Annotated in this window: 17 protein-coding genes; 6 read left to right on the forward strand and 11 right to left on the reverse strand. The window is 71.0% G+C overall.

Annotation, left to right across the window (positions count from 1 at the left end):
• The first annotated feature begins 139 nt into the window (after positions 1-139).
• Complete coding sequence (locus NLX94_RS11175) at positions 140-1,126, forward strand: YihY/virulence factor BrkB family protein (RefSeq protein WP_254382506.1); 987 nt, start codon at positions 140-142, stop codon at positions 1,124-1,126.
• Here NLX94_RS11175 and NLX94_RS11180 read toward each other — a convergent pair.
• Positions 1,074-2,324 (reverse strand): D-alanyl-D-alanine carboxypeptidase, encoded by a 1,251-nt coding sequence (locus NLX94_RS11180; RefSeq protein WP_308402412.1) that lies wholly within the window; start codon positions 2,322-2,324, stop codon positions 1,074-1,076. The two genes, NLX94_RS11175 and NLX94_RS11180, sit on opposite strands and share 53 nt — an antisense overlap.
• A 121-nt stretch (positions 2,325-2,445) precedes the next feature.
• Here NLX94_RS11180 and NLX94_RS11185 point away from each other — a divergent pair, with 121 nt between their 5' ends.
• From NLX94_RS11185 to NLX94_RS11195, 3 genes are all read left to right on the forward strand, one after another.
• Entirely contained in the window at positions 2,446-2,706 is a 261-nt protein-coding gene (locus NLX94_RS11185) for an SCO4848 family membrane protein (RefSeq protein WP_254382508.1), read from the forward strand.
• Positions 2,703-4,181 carry a metallophosphoesterase gene (locus NLX94_RS11190; RefSeq protein ID WP_254382509.1) on the forward strand — a complete coding sequence of 493 codons (1,479 nt, stop codon included), beginning with the start codon at positions 2,703-2,705 and terminating at the stop codon, positions 4,179-4,181. The genes NLX94_RS11185 and NLX94_RS11190 overlap by 4 nt, the downstream gene beginning before the upstream one ends.
• A gap of 131 nt (positions 4,182-4,312) precedes the next feature.
• Positions 4,313-5,869 carry an ABC transporter substrate-binding protein gene (locus NLX94_RS11195; protein WP_254382894.1) on the forward strand — a complete coding sequence of 519 codons (1,557 nt, stop codon included), beginning with the start codon at positions 4,313-4,315 and terminating at the stop codon, positions 5,867-5,869.
• A gap of 45 nt (positions 5,870-5,914) precedes the next feature.
• On the opposite strand, the gene NLX94_RS11200 is transcribed toward NLX94_RS11195, so the two are convergent.
• The 10 genes from NLX94_RS11200 to NLX94_RS11245 form a co-directional block, all read right to left on the reverse strand.
• Positions 5,915-6,667, reverse strand: a complete 753-nt coding sequence (locus tag NLX94_RS11200; protein ID WP_254382510.1) for a TetR family transcriptional regulator — start codon at positions 6,665-6,667, stop codon at positions 5,915-5,917.
• A 9-nt stretch (positions 6,668-6,676) separates the two neighbouring features.
• Positions 6,677-7,126 (reverse strand): DCC1-like thiol-disulfide oxidoreductase family protein, encoded by a 450-nt coding sequence (locus tag NLX94_RS11205; RefSeq protein WP_254382511.1) that lies wholly within the window; start codon positions 7,124-7,126, stop codon positions 6,677-6,679.
• Positions 7,102-7,506: a hypothetical protein gene (locus tag NLX94_RS11210; RefSeq protein WP_254382512.1), complete on the reverse strand. Its 405-nt coding sequence runs from the start codon at positions 7,504-7,506 to the stop codon at positions 7,102-7,104. The genes NLX94_RS11205 and NLX94_RS11210 overlap by 25 nt, the downstream gene beginning before the upstream one ends.
• A gap of 68 nt (positions 7,507-7,574) precedes the next feature.
• Positions 7,575-8,327 carry an alpha/beta fold hydrolase gene (locus NLX94_RS11215; protein WP_254382513.1) on the reverse strand — a complete coding sequence of 251 codons (753 nt, stop codon included), beginning with the start codon at positions 8,325-8,327 and terminating at the stop codon, positions 7,575-7,577.
• A gap of 60 nt (positions 8,328-8,387) precedes the next feature.
• The gene (locus NLX94_RS11220) at positions 8,388-8,969 is read right to left on the reverse strand and encodes a hypothetical protein (protein ID WP_254382514.1); all 582 of its coding nucleotides are present in this window, start codon (positions 8,967-8,969) and stop codon (positions 8,388-8,390) included.
• Positions 8,970-9,213: 244 nt separating this feature from the next.
• Complete coding sequence (locus NLX94_RS11225; RefSeq protein WP_254382515.1) at positions 9,214-9,981, reverse strand: succinate dehydrogenase iron-sulfur subunit; 768 nt, start codon at positions 9,979-9,981, stop codon at positions 9,214-9,216.
• Positions 9,981-11,735: a succinate dehydrogenase flavoprotein subunit gene (gene sdhA / locus NLX94_RS11230; protein WP_254382516.1), complete on the reverse strand. Its 1,755-nt coding sequence runs from the start codon at positions 11,733-11,735 to the stop codon at positions 9,981-9,983. The genes NLX94_RS11225 and sdhA overlap by 1 nt, the downstream gene beginning before the upstream one ends.
• Before the next feature lie 23 nt (positions 11,736-11,758).
• Complete coding sequence (locus NLX94_RS11235; RefSeq protein WP_254382517.1) at positions 11,759-12,241, reverse strand: succinate dehydrogenase hydrophobic membrane anchor subunit; 483 nt, start codon at positions 12,239-12,241, stop codon at positions 11,759-11,761.
• 5 nt (positions 12,242-12,246) lie between these two features.
• On the reverse strand, positions 12,247-12,627 hold the full coding sequence (sdhC, locus tag NLX94_RS11240) for a succinate dehydrogenase, cytochrome b556 subunit (RefSeq protein WP_266880720.1): 381 nt from the start codon (positions 12,625-12,627) through the stop codon (positions 12,247-12,249).
• 152 nt (positions 12,628-12,779) lie between these two features.
• On the reverse strand, positions 12,780-13,400 hold the full coding sequence (locus NLX94_RS11245; RefSeq protein WP_254382518.1) for a 2-oxo-4-hydroxy-4-carboxy-5-ureidoimidazoline decarboxylase: 621 nt from the start codon (positions 13,398-13,400) through the stop codon (positions 12,780-12,782).
• Positions 13,401-13,786: 386 nt separating this feature from the next.
• On the opposite strand from NLX94_RS11245, the gene NLX94_RS11250 reads away from it, so the two are divergent.
• Together NLX94_RS11250 and NLX94_RS11255 are read left to right on the forward strand one after the other, a co-directional pair.
• Complete coding sequence (locus tag NLX94_RS11250) at positions 13,787-14,572, forward strand: RNA polymerase sigma factor (RefSeq protein ID WP_254382895.1); 786 nt, start codon at positions 13,787-13,789, stop codon at positions 14,570-14,572.
• Positions 14,572-15,684, forward strand: coding sequence for a hypothetical protein (locus tag NLX94_RS11255; RefSeq protein WP_254382519.1), 1,113 nt, complete (start codon positions 14,572-14,574; stop codon positions 15,682-15,684). The genes NLX94_RS11250 and NLX94_RS11255 overlap by 1 nt, the downstream gene beginning before the upstream one ends.
• Positions 15,685-15,799: the final 115 nt, after the last annotated feature.

The raw sequence follows: 15,799 nt of genomic DNA on the forward strand, positions 1-15,799 counted from the left end.
AACCGGAACCGGAAACCGATCCTTCGCAGGACCAGGGCATGGAACGGCCGAGCCGTCGGGCGAAAAGTCACAATCGACGACCGTAGTCCCCGAAAGCGGCAATCCCGGCTATTTCCGGCAGCTCATTTACGGTGACCGTATGGACTGGCTGACGAAACTCCCGCTGATCGGGCCGCTGGTGTCCGCGCTGATGCGGACCCACCTGTGGCGTTCGTACCAGCGGCTCGACCGCGCGCACTGGAGCCGGCTCGCCGCAGCCATCACCTTCATCAGCTTCCTCGCCCTCTTCCCGCTGATCACGGTGGCCGCCGCGATCGGCGCCGGACTGCTCACCCAGGACCAGCTCGACAAGCTCCAGAAGAACCTCGCCGAACAGGTCCCCGGGATCTCCGAGCAGCTCGACATCAACGCCCTCGTCGCGAACGCGAGCACGGTCGGCCTGATCGCCGCCGCCGTCCTGCTCTTCACCGGCATCGGCTGGATCGGCTCGATGCGCGACTGCCTGCGGGCGGTGTGGGAGAAGGACGACGAGGACGAGGGCAACCCCTTCGTCCGCAAGGGCAAGGACGCGCTCGTCCTCATCGGCCTCGGCGGCGTCGGCCTCTGCTCGGCGGCCGCCTCGATCTTCGGCTCCAGCGCCGTCGGCAAGGCCGGGGACTGGCTCGGCGTACCGCACCAGGGCGCGGGCGGCGGCCTGCTGCGGGGCGGGGCCTTCCTCGTCGGAGTGCTGGCCGCCTTCCTGATCCTGCTCTACGTACTGACCCTGCTCCCGGGCGTCGAACCGCCCCGCCGCCGCCTGATCGAGGCCGCCCTCCTCGGCGCGGCCGGCTTCGAACTGCTGAAGCTGCTGCTCAGCGGCTACATGCGGGAGGTCGCCACGAAGAGCATGTACGGGGCCTTCGGCGTGCCGATCGCGCTGCTGATCTGGATCAACCTCACGGCGAAGCTGCTGCTGTTCTGCGCGGCGTGGACCGCGAGCCGCGACGATGCCGACGGGGACGGCGTGGAGGACCCGGAGCACGGAGCCGCTCCGGAGCACGGAGCCGCTCCGGAGCCCGCCGCCCCCGGCTCCGCTACACCTGGCCGCGAGCCCGGCGGCCGCGGCCCCGCGGCCAGCGCCGGTTGACCACGTAGGCCCCGCCGGCCACCGCGGCCAGCACCCCGCCCGCCACGCCGAAGGCGGTACCGATCCCGCCGCCGGAGTCCGTACCGGACGCCGACGGGTTGTTCTCGTGGGACTGGGCCGGAGAGCCGTGGGAGGTGGTGTCCGCGCTCTTCGGCGGCACCAGCTCGCCCACCGGCTTGACCTTCCCGCTCGCCGCGAATCCCCAGTCGAGGAGGTCGGCGGTCTGCTCGTACACGGGGTTGGCACCCGGGCTGTCCGGGTTCATCACGGTGACCAGCAGCTTCTTGTCGCCGCGCTGGGCGGCGCCGGTGAAGGTGGCGCCGGCCATCGAGGTGTTGCCGTTCTTCACCCCGGCGATCCCCTTGTAGGGGGAGAGCCCGCCGGCACCGGTCATCAGCCGGTTGGAGTTCTGGATCTCGAAGCTCTCGCGCGGCTTCCCGGGTTCCTGCTTGCCGGGGAACTTCGCGACGGCCGTGCCGCAGTACTCCCGGAAGTCCTGCTTCTGCAGGCCGGAGCGGGCGATGAGGGTGAGGTCGTAGGCGCTGGAGACCTGGCCCGGAGCGTCGTACCCGTCCGGGGACACCACGTGCGTGTCCAGGGCCTGGAGCTCCTCGGCGTGCGCCTGCATGTCCTTGACGGTCTTCTCGATGCCGCCATTCATGGCCGAAAGTACATGCACGGCATCGTTCCCGGACTTCAGAAAGACCCCGAGCCACAGGTCGTGGACGGTGTATTCGAGGTCCTCCTTGATGCCCACCAGGCTGGAGCCGGAGCCGACCCCGTCCAGGTCCTGGTCGGTGACCTTGTGGACCTGCTCCTTGGGCAGACTCGGCAGCACGGTGTCGGCGAAGAGCATCTTCATGGTCGAGGCCGGGGGGAGCCGCCAGTGCGCGTTGTGCGCGGCGAGGACCTCGCCGGTCTCGGCGTCGGCCACGATCCACGAACGGCCCGTCAGGCTCGTGGGCAGGGCGGGCGCGCCGGGCAGCAGGTTGACCTGTGTACCGGGCTGCCCGAGCGACGCGCCGCCGATCGAGGACATCGAGGCGGGCGGCGCGGGAGCCTTGGGGGGCTGCCCCTTCCCGTCCGCGGGCGGCGGCGGGCTCGGCGCGGCGTGCGCGGGCGAGACCAGCAGCGCCGGCACCAGCAGGGCGGGCAGTGCGGCGGATAGGACCGTCAGTGCGGTCTTCTTGGCAGACACGCAGGTGAAAGTACATCCCGATCGTGTGCTTAGCGTCACGGACCGGCCAACTTGCCACAACCACCGCCGGGACAGCCCACCCCGGCGCGTCCGTCCTGGGGACGAATCCGATACTGAGCTCATGAAACTCAGCCGCGCCGCTTCCTGGTTCCTGCTCGCCTTCGGGGTGTGGAGCTGGTTCATCTGGGTGTCTTTCGTCCGGAACCTGTGGAAGGACGGCAGCGGTCTGGCCTTCGACGACGCGGGGGACCCGACCGGGTACTTCTGGGTCCACCTTCTCCTGGCAGTGGCGTCCTTTCTCCTGGGGACGGCCGTCGGAGTGATCGGGTTGCGCGGGGTGCGGGCGCTGCGGCGCGAATCACGTACGGAGGCGGGCAAGTGAGGGTCCTCATCTTCTCGGTCGTGGCCCTGTTGGTCCTGACCCTCCTGGTCCTGGTGCACCGCTGGCTCTGGATCCGCCTGGTCCGCGACACCACCGCCGCCGCCGGCTCCGGAATCCGCCGCGTCGGCACCGCCCTGGCCTTCGCGCTCCCGCTCCTGGCCGTGACCGCCCTCGTCGCGCACCGCGCGGGAGCCCCCTTCTGGCTGGAGCGCACGGTCGCCTGGCCGGGCTACATGTGGCTCGCCGTCCTCATGTACCTCTCCCTGGCCATGCTGGTGGCCGAACCCATCAGAGCGGTATGGCTCCGCCGGTTGAACAGGACCACGCACGGCCCGGGCCCGGGCCCGGACACCGCGGGGCCGGGGGCGCAGCCCCACCCGGCCGCCGAAGGCGCGGCCGCAGCGGGGCCGGGGGCGCAGCCCCACCCGGCCGCCGAAGGCGCGGCCGGAGCGGGGTCTGGGGCGGAGCCCCAGCTTCGGGAAGGGGCGGGTAGGGGAACAGCGCCGCAGGCCACCCTCGCAGCCACCGCCGCCCCCGAGGCCCCGTCAGGGCAGGCCCCGACCGACCCGGCAGCGGCCGAGCAGTCGGAGGCCACCCCGGCAGGGGTCAACCCCGCGGGGGGCACCCCGGCAGGGGCCCCCACCCCGTCCGGCGTCAGCCGCAGACGCTTCGCCCGCATCGTCGCCGGCACGGCCGCCGCCGCAACGGCCGGCACCGTCGGCTACGGCACGTACGGAGTCCTCCGCGGCCCCCGCGTCAAGCGGGTCCAGGTCCCCCTGGCGAAGCTCCCCCGCGCGGCCCACGGCTTCCGCATCGCCGTCGTCAGCGACATCCACCTCGGCCCGATCCTGGGCCGCGCCCACACCACCCGGATCGTCGACACGATCAACCGCACGCAGCCGGACCTCATCGCCATCGTGGGCGACATGGTCGACGGCGACGTCGAGGACCTCGGCCCCGCCGCCGAACCGCTGCGCGGCCTCCGCGCGCGCCACGGCTCGTACTTCGTCACCGGCAACCACGAGTACTTCTCCGGCGCCCAGCAGTGGGTGGACCACGTCCGCGAGCTGGGCCTCACCCCCCTGGAGAACGCCCGCCGCGAGCTCCCGCACTTCGACCTCGCCGGGGTCAACGACATCGCGGGCGAGGCCGAGGGCAAGGGCCCGGACTTCCAGGCGGCCCTCGGCGACCGGGACCGCGCGCGCAGCGCCGTACTCCTCGCCCACCAGCCGGTGGTCATCGACGAGGCGGTCCGGTACGGGGCGGACCTCCAGCTGTCCGGCCACACGCACGGAGGGCAGCTCTGGCCCGGCGAGTACGTCGCCGAGCTCGCCAACCCGACCGTCGCCGGGCTGGAGCGCTACGGGGACACCCAGCTGTACGTCTCGCGCGGCGCGGGCGCCTGGGGGCCGCCGGTGCGGGTCGGAGCTCCGTCGGACATCACAGTCGTCGAACTCGCCTCATATCAGGCCTGAACCGCCCTAACCTCCAACGCCACGCCCCAAATCGGCCTTCCCGCGGCCGAAATTCCATGATGGGATGACCGATAATCGGATAACTGGTCGCGCACTTCGGTGTGCGCCCACGTGGGGTGGAGTCAAGGATGTTGCGGTCTGTCCGCTCGAAAGTCATCGCGGCCGGGCTGGTCCTCGGCGTCGCCGGCGTCGCCACCTGGCAGTTGCTGCCCCAGGTGGCCGGCGGTGGCGAGCCGATCCGCGTCGGCACGAGCGACGTGGTCTCCTCCCTCGACCCGGCGGGCGCGTACGACGCGGGTTCCTGGGCGCTGTTCAGCAACGTCTACCAGTCGCTGCTGACCATCAAGCCCGGCGCCGACACCCCGGTGCCCGACGCGGCCTCGGCCTGCAACTTCGTCGGCGACCAGCTCACCACCTATCAGTGCGAGCTGCGTGCCGACCTGAAGTTCTCCTCCGGCCGCGCGATCACCGCCGAGGACGTCAAGTACTCCTTCGACCGGATCAAGGCGATCAACTCCGACCAGGGCCCGGCGCCGCTGTTCAACACCCTGGAGTCGGTCAAGGCCGAGGGCCGCACCGTCACCTTCACCCTCTCCGCCGGGGACTCCACCTTCCCGTTCAAGATCGCGACGGGCGCCGCCTCGATCGTGGACAAGGAGAAGTACCCGGCCAAGGCCCTGCGCGAGGAGGAGAAGGTCGACGGTTCCGGCCCCTTCACCCTCGCCGGCTACACGGCCGGCGCGAGCGCCGAGCTCAAGCCCAACAGCTCGTACAAGGGCCAGGGCAAGGTCTCCAAGAGCGCGGTCACCGTGAAGTACTTCAAGGACTCCGCGCAGCTGGAGCACGCCTGGACCGACCGCGGGATCGAGGTCGCCCACCGCGACATGCCCCCGGCGGTCCTCGCCGCCCTGAACCCGGGCCTGGAGGACACCCGGTACCAGGCCTCGGGCGGTACGGAGACCCGCAGCATGGTGTTCAACCTCCGCCCCGGCTCCCCGGTGGCCCAGCCCGCCGTCCGCCAGGCCGTCGCCGCCGTCCTGGACCGGGCCAAGGTCGCGAGCGAGGTCTACAAGGGCACCGTCACCCCGCTCTACTCGCTCGTCCCGGCGGGCATCGCCGCCCACAGCACGCCGTTCTTCGACGCCTGGCCCTCGCCGAACGGGCTCACCGCGAAGAAGCTCCTGAAGGACGCCGGGATCACCACCCCGGTCGCGATCACCCTCGGCTCCAACGAGCGCGGCGCGAACATCGCCGAGGCCGAGGAGCTGAAGGCGCAGCTGGAGTCCACCGGCCTCTTCCAGATCACCGTCAAGCCGGTCGAGAAGTGGAGCGACTTCCAGAAGGCCTACGCGGCGGGCGAGTTCGATGCCTACACCATCGGCTGGATCGCCGACTTCCCGGACGCGGACAACTTCCTCGCCCCGCTCGTCGGCGCCGACAGCTCGATGAACAACGGCTTCTCCGACCAGGCCGTCGACGCCCTCATCACCCGCACCCAGTCCTTCTCGGACCGCGGCGCCGCCGCCGAAGACTTCCGCGCCCTGCAGAAGCTGGTGGCGCAGCAGGTCCCGATGCTGCCGATCTGGCAGAAGAAGGACTACGTGATGTCCCGCGAGGCCGTCGCGGGCGCCCAGTACCTCTCGGACGGCACGGGCGTGTGGCGGCTGTGGGAGCTCAGCTGGCTGTAGGACGGGGGGCCCGGAACCGCTCCGGGCCTTCCCTCTCTGACCGCTCTACTCCTCCGGGCCCTCCTCCGGCCCCGCGTCCGGGTCGGAGGCCCGCTTGCGGCCCGGCCGGGACACGGCCGTCTGGGCCATGCCCGGCAGGAAGTCCGTGAACAGCTCGTGCACTTCCCGCACCAGCGGCCGCAGCACCCGGAACCGGGCCAGGATGATGCCCCGCGTCGTCAGCTGCGCGCCGCGCTGGGCGAGCCGCCGGGTCTTCTCGCTGTCCGGGGAGCGGTCGAAGACCCAGTAGAGGACCAGGCCCATCTGCGAGAGCCACATCAGCTCGGGCAGTACGTCGGCCAGCTCGGCCGGCACCTTGGTCTTCGCCCCCGCCAGCACCTCGCGGTGCATGTCGATCGCCTGCTCGCGGGCCGCCTCCGACTCCGGGGAGAACGGGCTGAGCGGGCTCTCCGGGTCCGCCGCGTTCTTGAAGAACTGCGAGGCGAACTCGTGGTACGGCGCCGCGATGTCCAGCCAGCTGGTCAGGACGCCCGCGAGCCGCTTCTGCAGATCGGTCTCGTTGTCCAGGATCGGCCGGACCGCCGCCAGGTGGGCGGCGCCGATCCGGTCGTAGAACCCCTGGACCAGGTGTTCCTTGGACTCGAAGTAGTAGTAGGCGTTGCCGACCGATACTCCGGCCTCCTTGGCGATCCCGCGCATCGTCGTCTTGTCGAAGCCGCGCTCCTGGAAGAGACGGAGCGCGGTTTCGAGAATGAGCGTGCGGGTCTGCTCGCTCTTGGGAGCCTTCTGATCAGTCACGGTACGAGCCTATCGGGGCGCGGAACACTGGTCGTCACAGGCCGGTTCCCCGTCGTTCGCCGGGGAACCGGTCCGTACGGCCTCGCGCCAGGTGGAGGCGGTGTACATGGCCGCCCTGGCGAAGGGCCGGCCGGCCGGGGTGGCCAGCCAGTTGGCCTTCGGCCGGTGCTCGGCCAGCGCCCACAGGCAGACGATGAAGGCGTCGGTCCCGGTCCAGATCTGCCCGGAGTCGCCGATGACGGTGATCTCCTTCAGCGTCGAGGCGTGGTCGAGCCGCGGGTAGCGCCGCTGCGCCTCGAAGGACGCGGCGGGGATGAGCCGGAGCGGTACGAGCCACCGCTGGCCGAGCAGCCAGTTCCGGATGTGCGCGCAGAGCGGGCAGTTCGCGTCGTAGAGCACCGTCAGGTGCCGGATCGCGGTCCTGGCCACGGCGATCAGGCCCCGGCGGGCATGGTCCACCCCTGGGGGGCGACCGGCGGGGTCTGCTGGCGCTCCATGATGCCCCGGCGGCGCATCTTGTTCAGGACCCAGACGTTGCCGAGGTGCATGACGCCGAGGACCAGGAGCACGACTCCGAGCTTGACCGACAGCGCCTCGAAGAGTCCGCGGGCCGCGACGATCTCCTCGGCCGAGCGCAGGTAGAGGGTCACGAAGCCGATGTTGACGAGGTAGAAGCCGACCACCAGGAGCTGGTTGACGGCGTCCGCGAGCTTCTCGTTGCCCTGGAGGACGTCCCCGATGAAGACGCGGCCGTTGCGGCTGAGCGTGCGGGCCACCCAGACGGTGAGTCCGATGCTGATGAGCAGGTAGATGACGTACGCGACCACGGTGAGGTCCATTGCCCTCAGCCCCCTTGAACGTGTTCAACTGCTGACAGCACTGACTGTAGACCTCTTTTTGAACAGGTTCAAGCGAAGAACTCCAGCAACAACCCGGTGATCTCCTCGGGGCGTTCCAGGGAAGGGAGATGCCCGGCCCAGGGCAACTCGACGTGGACGGCGCCGGGTACGAGGGAGGCCAGCTCGGCGGGGACGTCGCGGAACTCGGGGATGTCGTGCGCGCCGGCGATGCCGAGGACGCGGGCGGTGACGGCGGCGGGCTCGAAGGCGGGCTCGGGGAGCTCGTGGTCCCCGTCGGCTCCCTCGGCGCCCCGGAAGTTCCCGAGCTGCATGGCTCGTACGAGGGCGTGTGCGGCCCCGTCGGCTTCCGGGCCGAGCCACTGGCGGGCGTTGAGCCCGGCCGCGCCCTCCAGGTCGCCCGCGTCCAGCAGGGCGGCTTCGGCGGCGTTGAAGGCGAGCAGTGCGGGTCCGCGCCGCTGCGCGGGGCGGGCGGGGCAGAGCAGCGCCAGCGCGCTCACCAGCTCCGGCCGCAGCGCGGCCAGCGTCAGCGCGACCCGCCCGCCGTAGGAGGACCCGACGAAGGCGGCCCGCCGGATGCCGAGGTGGTCCAGCAGCTCCCGTACGTCCCCGTGGTCGCTGTACGGGACTTCGGCGGCGGGGGAGTCCCCGCAGGTCCGGAAGTCCGGCCGGACCACCCGGAACCCGGCGTCGAGCAGCGGCCGCCACTGCGGCTCCCACATCCGCCGGTCGCACACGGAGGAATGGAGCAGGACGACGGCCGGGGCGTCGGCCGGACCGTCCACATCATGAGAAAGGATCATCCGGGGATCCTCGGCCACGGGAGCCGGCTCCCGCCACCGGATTCCGCCGGGGGGCTGCGCCTACATGCTCAGCGCGCGCGCCTGGTTGATCTGGCTCATGACCCACATGTAGGTCCCGGGGTCCACCGCGGGGATCATCGTGGTGTGGTGGCGGCCGGCGCTGTTCACGGTGATCTGGATGTAGCCCGTCGTGCGGCGCTCCTTCATCAGGAGGAAGAACAGGCCGAGCAGGCAGAACAGGAAGAAGATGACGGCCAGCACGATCGCGTGCGCCGGGATCTTCTCCTCCGTCCGCGAGAAGTCGGTGGCGTTCCAGACCGCGCCCCTGAGCGGCATCTGGCCCGACGGGGTGATGATCTGGTCCCCGGCGATGGTGATGTCGCCGAGGGCGAGCCCGGCCGCGCCGGCGGGGTAGCCCATGGGAGGCGGCGGCGGACCCGGGATCCCCATCGGGGGCGTCGTGGGGCCGGCCGGGGCGGGGATGCCCGCGCCGGCGATGGTCGGCTGGTAGGCGGGGGGCTGCGGGTAGCCGTAGCCCGGCTGGGCCGGTCCCGGGGGCGGGTAGCCGTACCCGGGCTGCGGCGGGTAGCCGTAGTTCGGCTGTCCCGGAGTGGTGTACGGGTTGGGCTGCTGCTCGCTCATGAAGCCGATAATTCCACAGTCGTGCAGGGCCCAGTAGGGCGGTCGCCACCGAAGACCCGCACGCCCCAGGCGAGTTGACCCGGCCCCTACGCCGAAGGCCCCGCCCCTCCGGACAGGATCCGGGGGAGCGGGGCCTTCGGTGCCCGCCGGCCTCAGCCGAGACCGGCGGACGGAGTCCGCCGCAGCGCCCCGAAGCGCGGGAGGCCCGCAAGGGCCGAGCGCTGCGAGAGGCGCGTCAAAAAGGTCAGAAGCGGCGCGTGATGAGGGCGCGCTTCACTTCCTGGATCGCCTTCGTGACCTCGATGCCTCGCGGGCACGCGTCGGTGCAGTTGAAGGTCGTGCGGCAGCGCCACACGCCGTCCTTGTCGTTCAGGATCTCCAGGCGCTGCTCGCCCGCCTCGTCGCGCGAGTCGAAGATGAAGCGGTGCGCGTTGACGATCGCCGCCGGGCCGAAGTACTGGCCGTCGTTCCAGAACACCGGGCACGAGGAGGTGCAGGCGGCGCACAGGATGCACTTGGTGGTGTCGTCGAAGCGCTCGCGGTCCTCGGCGGACTGCAGGCGCTCGCGCGTCGGCTCGTTGCCCTTGGTGACCAGGAACGGCATGACGTCCCGGTACGCCTGGAAGAAGGGCTCCATGTCGACGACGAGGTCCTTCATCACCGTCAGGCCCTTGATGGCCTCGACCGTGATCGGCTTCTCCGGGTTGATGTCCTTGATCAGCGTCTTGCAGGCGAGCCTGTTCTTGCCGTTGATCCGCATCGCGTCGGAGCCGCAGATGCCGTGCGCGCACGAGCGGCGGAAGGTCAGCGTGCCGTCGAGGTCCCACTTGATCTTGTGGAGACCGTCGAGCACGCGCTCCTTCGGGTCGATCTCGACCTGGAAGTCCTGCCAGGTCGACTCTTCCGAGATCTCCGGGTTGAACCGGCGGATCCGGAAGGTGACCGTGATGAACGGCGAAGCGGCGGCCGCCGCCTCCATCTGGTCCGTCTTGCTGAGGGTCGGGGTGGCCATCAGTACTTACGCTCCATCGGCTGGTAGCGGGTGACGACGACGGGCTTGTAGTCCAGGCGGACCGAGTCCTGGCCGTTGTCGTCCACCTCGCGGTACGCCATGGTGTGGCGCATGAAGTTGACGTCGTCGCGGTTCGGGTAGTCCTCGCGGTAGTGACCGCCGCGGGACTCCTTGCGCGCCAGCGCGGACACGGCCATGACCTCGGCCAGGTCGAGCAGGTTGCCCAGCTCGATGGCTTCCAGCAGGTCCGTGTTGAAGCGCTTGCCCTTGTCCTGGACGGACACGTTCTTGTAGCGCGCGCGCAGCTCCGCGATCTTCTCGACCGCGGTCTTGATCGTCTGCTCGGTGCGGAACACCATCACGCAGGCGTCCATCGTCTCCTGAAGCTCCAGGCGCAGGTCGGCGACCCGCTCGTTGCCCGTGGAGGCCCGCAGGTGCTCGACCAGGTCGATGACCTGCTGCGCCGGGTTCTCGGGCAGCTCGACGTAGTCGTTGGCGTGGGCGTACGCGGCCGCCGCGATGCCCGAGCGCTTGCCGAAGACGTTGATGTCCAGCAGCGAGTTGGTGCCCAGGCGGTTCGCGCCGTGCACCGACACGCACGCGACCTCGCCGGCCGCGTACAGGCCCGGGACGACGGTGGTGTTGTCCGCCAGGACCTCACCCTCGACGTTGGTCGGGATGCCGCCCATGGCGTAGTGCGCGGTGGGCTGGATCGGGATCGGGTCCGTGTACGGCTCGATGCCCAGGTAGGTGCGCGCGAACTCGGTGATGTCCGGGAGCTTCGCGTCGAGCTGCTCCGGCGGCAGGTGCGTCAGGTCCAGGTACACGTGGTCGCCGGCCGGACCGCAGCCGCGGCCCTCGCGGATCTCGGTGTAGATGGAGCGCGAGACGACGTCACGGGACGCGAGGTCCTTCATGACCGGCGCGTACTTCTCCATGAAGCGCTCGCCGTCCTTGTTGCGGAGGATGCCGCCCTCACCGCGGGCGCCCTCCGTCAGCAGGATGCCCATGCGCCAGATGCCCGTCGGGTGGAACTGGAAGAACTCCATGTCCTCCAGCGGCAGGCCGCGGCGGTAGCAGGCCGCCTGGCCGTCACCCGTGAGGGTGTGCGCGTTGGAGGTCACCTTGAAGAACTTGCCGGTGCCGCCGGAGGCGTAGATGACGGACTTCGCCTGGAACACGTGGATCTCGCCGGTGGCGAGCTCGTACGCGACCACGCCGGCCGACTTCTTGACGCCGTCCTCCTCGACCAGGAGCTGGTCCAGGACGTAGAACTCGTTGAAGAACTCCACGCCCTCCTTGACGCAGTTCTGGTACAGCGTCTGGAGGATCATGTGACCGGTGCGGTCCGCGGCGTAGCAGGACCGGCGGACCGGCGCCTCGCCGTGGTTGCGGGAGTGCCCGCCGAAGCGGCGCTGGTCGATGGTGCCGTCCGGGGTGCGGTTGAACGGCAGGCCCATCTTCTCGAGGTCGAGGACCGCGTCGATGGCCTCCTTCGCCAGGATCTCGGCGGCGTCCTGGTCGACCAGGTAGTCACCGCCCTTGACCGTGTCGAAGGTGTGCCATTCCCAGTTGTCGTCCTCCACGTTGGCGAGCGCGGCGGCCATGCCGCCCTGCGCGGCGCCCGTGTGGGAGCGGGTGGGGTAGAGCTTCGTCAGCACCGCGGTGCGGCTGCGCTTCGTCGACTCGATGGCGGCGCGCATGCCCGCGCCACCTGCGCCGACGATGACGGTGTCGTACTTGTGGATCTTCATTGGTTTCGCCTCAGCCCCGTTGCCTAGCGGATGTTCGGGTCGAAGGTGAAGATCACCAGCGTGCCCAGAAGAATGGTGAACACCGTGGCGGTGTAGAGCAGGCCCTTGAGCCACAGACGCGTGTTGGCGCGCTCCGCGTAGTCGTTGATGACGGTACGCAGACCGTTCGCGCCGTGCAGCATCGCGAGCCACAGCATCAGCAGGTCCCAGCCCTGCCAGAACGGGGAGGCCCAGCGGCCCGCCACGAAGGCGAAGCCGATCTTCGAGACCCCGCCGTCCAGCACGAGCTGGATCAGCAGGTGGCCGAGGACGAGGACGACCAGGACGATGCCCGAGAGGCGCATGAAGAGCCACGCGACCATCTCGAAGTTGCCGCGGGTCGAGCGGGGCGTCTTGCTGGTGCGCTTGCGCGGGGCCTCGATGTACGGCGCCGGGTTGTCGACGTCGTAGAGGGAAACGCCCTCCACGTCACCGATGGCCTGGGCGGAAGAAGTGTCAGAAGACATGCGTGTCACTTCCCGAACAGTTCGAGGTAAGCGTGTCCGAGGACGGGGTACAGGGCCCCGACCATCAGCACGACCCAGATGCCCACCACGGTCCAGAGCATCTGCTTCTGGTAGCGGGGGCCCTTGGACCAGAAGTCCACGGCGATGACACGGAGACCGTTGAGCGCGTGGAACAGGATTGCGGCGACGAGGCCGTACTCCAGCAGCGCGACGATCGGAGTCTTGTAGGTAGCCACGACATCGTCGTACGCCTCGGGGGAGACGCGGACGAGAGCGGTGTCGAGGACGTGTACGAACAGGAAGAAGAAGATGAGGACGCCGGTGACTCGATGAGCCACCCAGGACCACATTCCTTCCCGGCCGCGGTACAACGTTCCAGCCGGCACGGAAAACCCTCCGGAAGCGGGGCGGGGGCCAGCCGGCTTCTTTGTCGGTCGGGCCCGGCCGGGTACGGTCCTCCGGCCCCGGACATCGTAGCGACGCTTTGTCGGTTCCCTTGCGCCAGGGCCATCGGTGTGATCAAACAGGCACGGACGGACTATCCCACAGGGGCGAATAGCCCGAATTCGGCCGCAGATACCCCATCCGTCGAGGTCAGCCAGTGTGTCAGGTCGGCGAGCCGGACCTGCGCGACGCGACGGAGCTCGTCCGCCGAGATGGCCCGCTCCTCGTCCACGTCCAGCTCCATCCGCCGCCGGATCGCGGCCAGCAGCTGGTCCGCCTGCTCCTCCGGAGTGGTCCCGTCGAGGCAGATCACGAAGGCGTGCCCGAAGGTCCGTTCGTACTCCGCGTGGGCCGCGTCGAGCGCGAGGAGCGCGGCGTACGCGGCCCCGTGCTCCAGCTCCGGCGGGAACTCGCCGGCCAGGGCCTCGGAGAGGTCCGCTTGGGAGAGGTCGTACGAAGCCTCGTCCGCGGCGGCGAGCAGCGCGCCGAAATCGGGGTAGGGGCGGTGGGCGGCCACCCGGTGGGCCCAGCGCCGGCTGCCGCAGCAGTGCAGCAGGGCCGAGTGCGCGGCTTCGGGGGACAGGGCGTTGAACCGTACGAGCCCGGTGTCGCCGAAGGCGCCGGTGCGGGAAGGGTCGGAGCCTCCGCGGGCCTGTGCCGGAAGGTGGCTGGACAGCGGGGGGCTCCTCGGGGCGTGGCGCGGGTGTCCCGCCACGCTATCGACGCGGAGCCGGGTGTGTCGTACCCATTCCGGGATTTCACCCGGAAGTGAGCCGAAAGGATGACGGGAGCGCGTGTCGGGCCAGGTGCGGGGCCGCCGGGGAGCCCTACGGGGGACCGGGGCATGATGGCCGTGGAGGGCGGCGGAGAAGGGGAGGGCGACCGAGGCCGCCACCCCCCACAGGAGAGGCCCCGGCCGCCATCCGTCACGGACTCGTGCGACAAGCCCGTACCCCTGTCAGCGTCTTCGGTGCGTTTTGTGTCACACCTCGCTCCGCGCAGGGATGGTTGCGCGTTGTACAACTCGTGGACGAAGGTGCTTGAAAGCCGTAACGTGCTGATTTGCGCCACACATACGGGACTGTGAACGGGTTGGGGATTTTGCTGGGGGACGACGCGGAGCTGACCACCGCGGTGCTCGCGGCACAAGACGGCGACGAGCTCGCGTTCCGTTCTGTGTACCGCGCCGTGCACCCGCGCCTGCTCGGATACGTCCGCACGCTCGTCGGGGACGGCGACGCCGAGGACGTCACCTCCGAGGCCTGGCTGCAGATCGCCCGCGACCTCGACTCCTTCACCGGCGATGCCGACCGCTTCCGCGGCTGGGCCGCCCGCATCGCCCGCAACCGGGCCCTCGACCACATACGGATGCGCGGGCGCAGGCCCGCCGTCGGCGGCGACGAGACCGAGCTGACGGGCCACGCCGCCGAGTCCGACACCGCCGGCGAGGCCATGGAGTCCCTCTCCACCGGCCGCACCATGGAACTCATAGCCCAGCTCCCGCAGGACCAGGCCGAGGCCGTCGTCCTGCGGGTGGTCGTCGGCCTGGACGCCAAGAGCGCGGCCGAGACCCTGGGCAAGCGCCCCGGCGCGGTACGCACCGCCGCGCACCGGGGCCTGAAGAAGCTGGCCGAGCTGCTCGACGGGGCCGTCGACGGGGCCTTCGACCCGGCCGACCCCGATTCCTGCATCGGCTCCGGGAGCTCCGCCGTCGCCGTCGGCTCCGGACGGGTGCGCGGCCTCGGCGATAATGACGGAAGTCGCGCACGGGGCGCAGGGGGCGGACGGGACCTCGACGCCGTACCCGCGCAGCGCGCCCGCGCCGCGGGTGCCGTAGAACAAACCGGTGTGACGGATTCACGTTGGCGGACGCAGAAGGACATGTGATGGCCGACGAGCGCGACAGGTGGCTGGACAGAACCGCGGCGGACAGACTGCTGCGCGGAGAACCGGCCGCACCTGACGCCGAGTACCCCGCCCGGGTCCGGGCCGAGCGGCTGCGCGCCGCCCTCGACGCACTCGCCGAGCCGCCCCCCGCGGCTCCCGGCGGGCTGCCCGGGGAACTGCGCGGAGAGGCCGCCGCGGTGGCCGCGTTCCGTGCGCGCGGCTCCGTGCTCCAGGCGGAACCGCAGACCCGGACCCCGGACACCGAGCTGTTCGGCTCCGCGGACACGGTGGTCGAGCTCGGCCCGCTGCCCGGCCCGGCCGGACGCGCGCCCCGGCGCGGACGCCCGCTCCGCTTCGCCCTCGCCGCCGCGGTCGCCAGCGTCGCCGTGGGCGGCCTGGCCGCCGCTGCGGGCACCGGACTGCTGGACCGCGGCACCCGCAACGCCGCCGACGAGCTGCCGGCCGTCTCGGTGACGGCCGGAGCCTCCGCGGAGACCCTGGCGGACGGCGGCCGGGCGAAACCCCTCGCGCCGCCCCGCACCACCGCGCCGTACGGCGGCGAGAGCCAGAGCGGCACCCCGCTCCCGGGCAGCACCCCGGGCGCGGAAGGCCGTACGCCGACGGAACCCGGCGGCGCCACCGGGACGACCGGCGCCACCGGCACGGAGCCCTCGGCGAGCGGCTCGGCCGGGGGCAAGGACGGCCGGGACCGGTCCCTGCAGGGCGGCATCGACGGGGCGAAGCCCGACTCCACCGGTGGTTCGGAACGGGACCGGGAGGGCCGCAGCGGACCGGTGGAGCTGTGCCGGGACTACCGGTCGGGACAGATCGACGAGGCCGGCCGGGAGAAGCTCGCGCGCCTCGCCAAGGGGCTGCTGCGGGTCCCGCGCTACTGCCAGGTGGTGCTCGACGCGGCCACCGGCGGCGGTGGCGGCACCGGCGGCGGCTCGCGCGGCGACTCGCCCACCACCCCGTCGCGCTCCCTGAACCTGGCCCCGGCCGGAACCACCTCGTCGGCGCCCTCGGGCGCGGACCAGGACCCGGGCCGAGGCACGGGGCAGGACTCCGGACCGGGCGCGGGCCAGGACTCCGGCCAGAGCGCGCGCCGCTGAGAAGGGTCCCGCCCGGGGGCGGAACGGGGCACCGGACCGGGTATCGGACGGTGGCCTGAAACAGTTCGCGCCCCGCCTGTAACACTTTTCGAACCGGCGGCGCAGTACCTAATGA

The sequence above is a fragment of the Streptomyces sp. TBY4 genome (assembly GCF_024213195.1).
Lineage (GTDB): Bacteria > Actinomycetota > Actinomycetes > Streptomycetales > Streptomycetaceae > Streptomyces.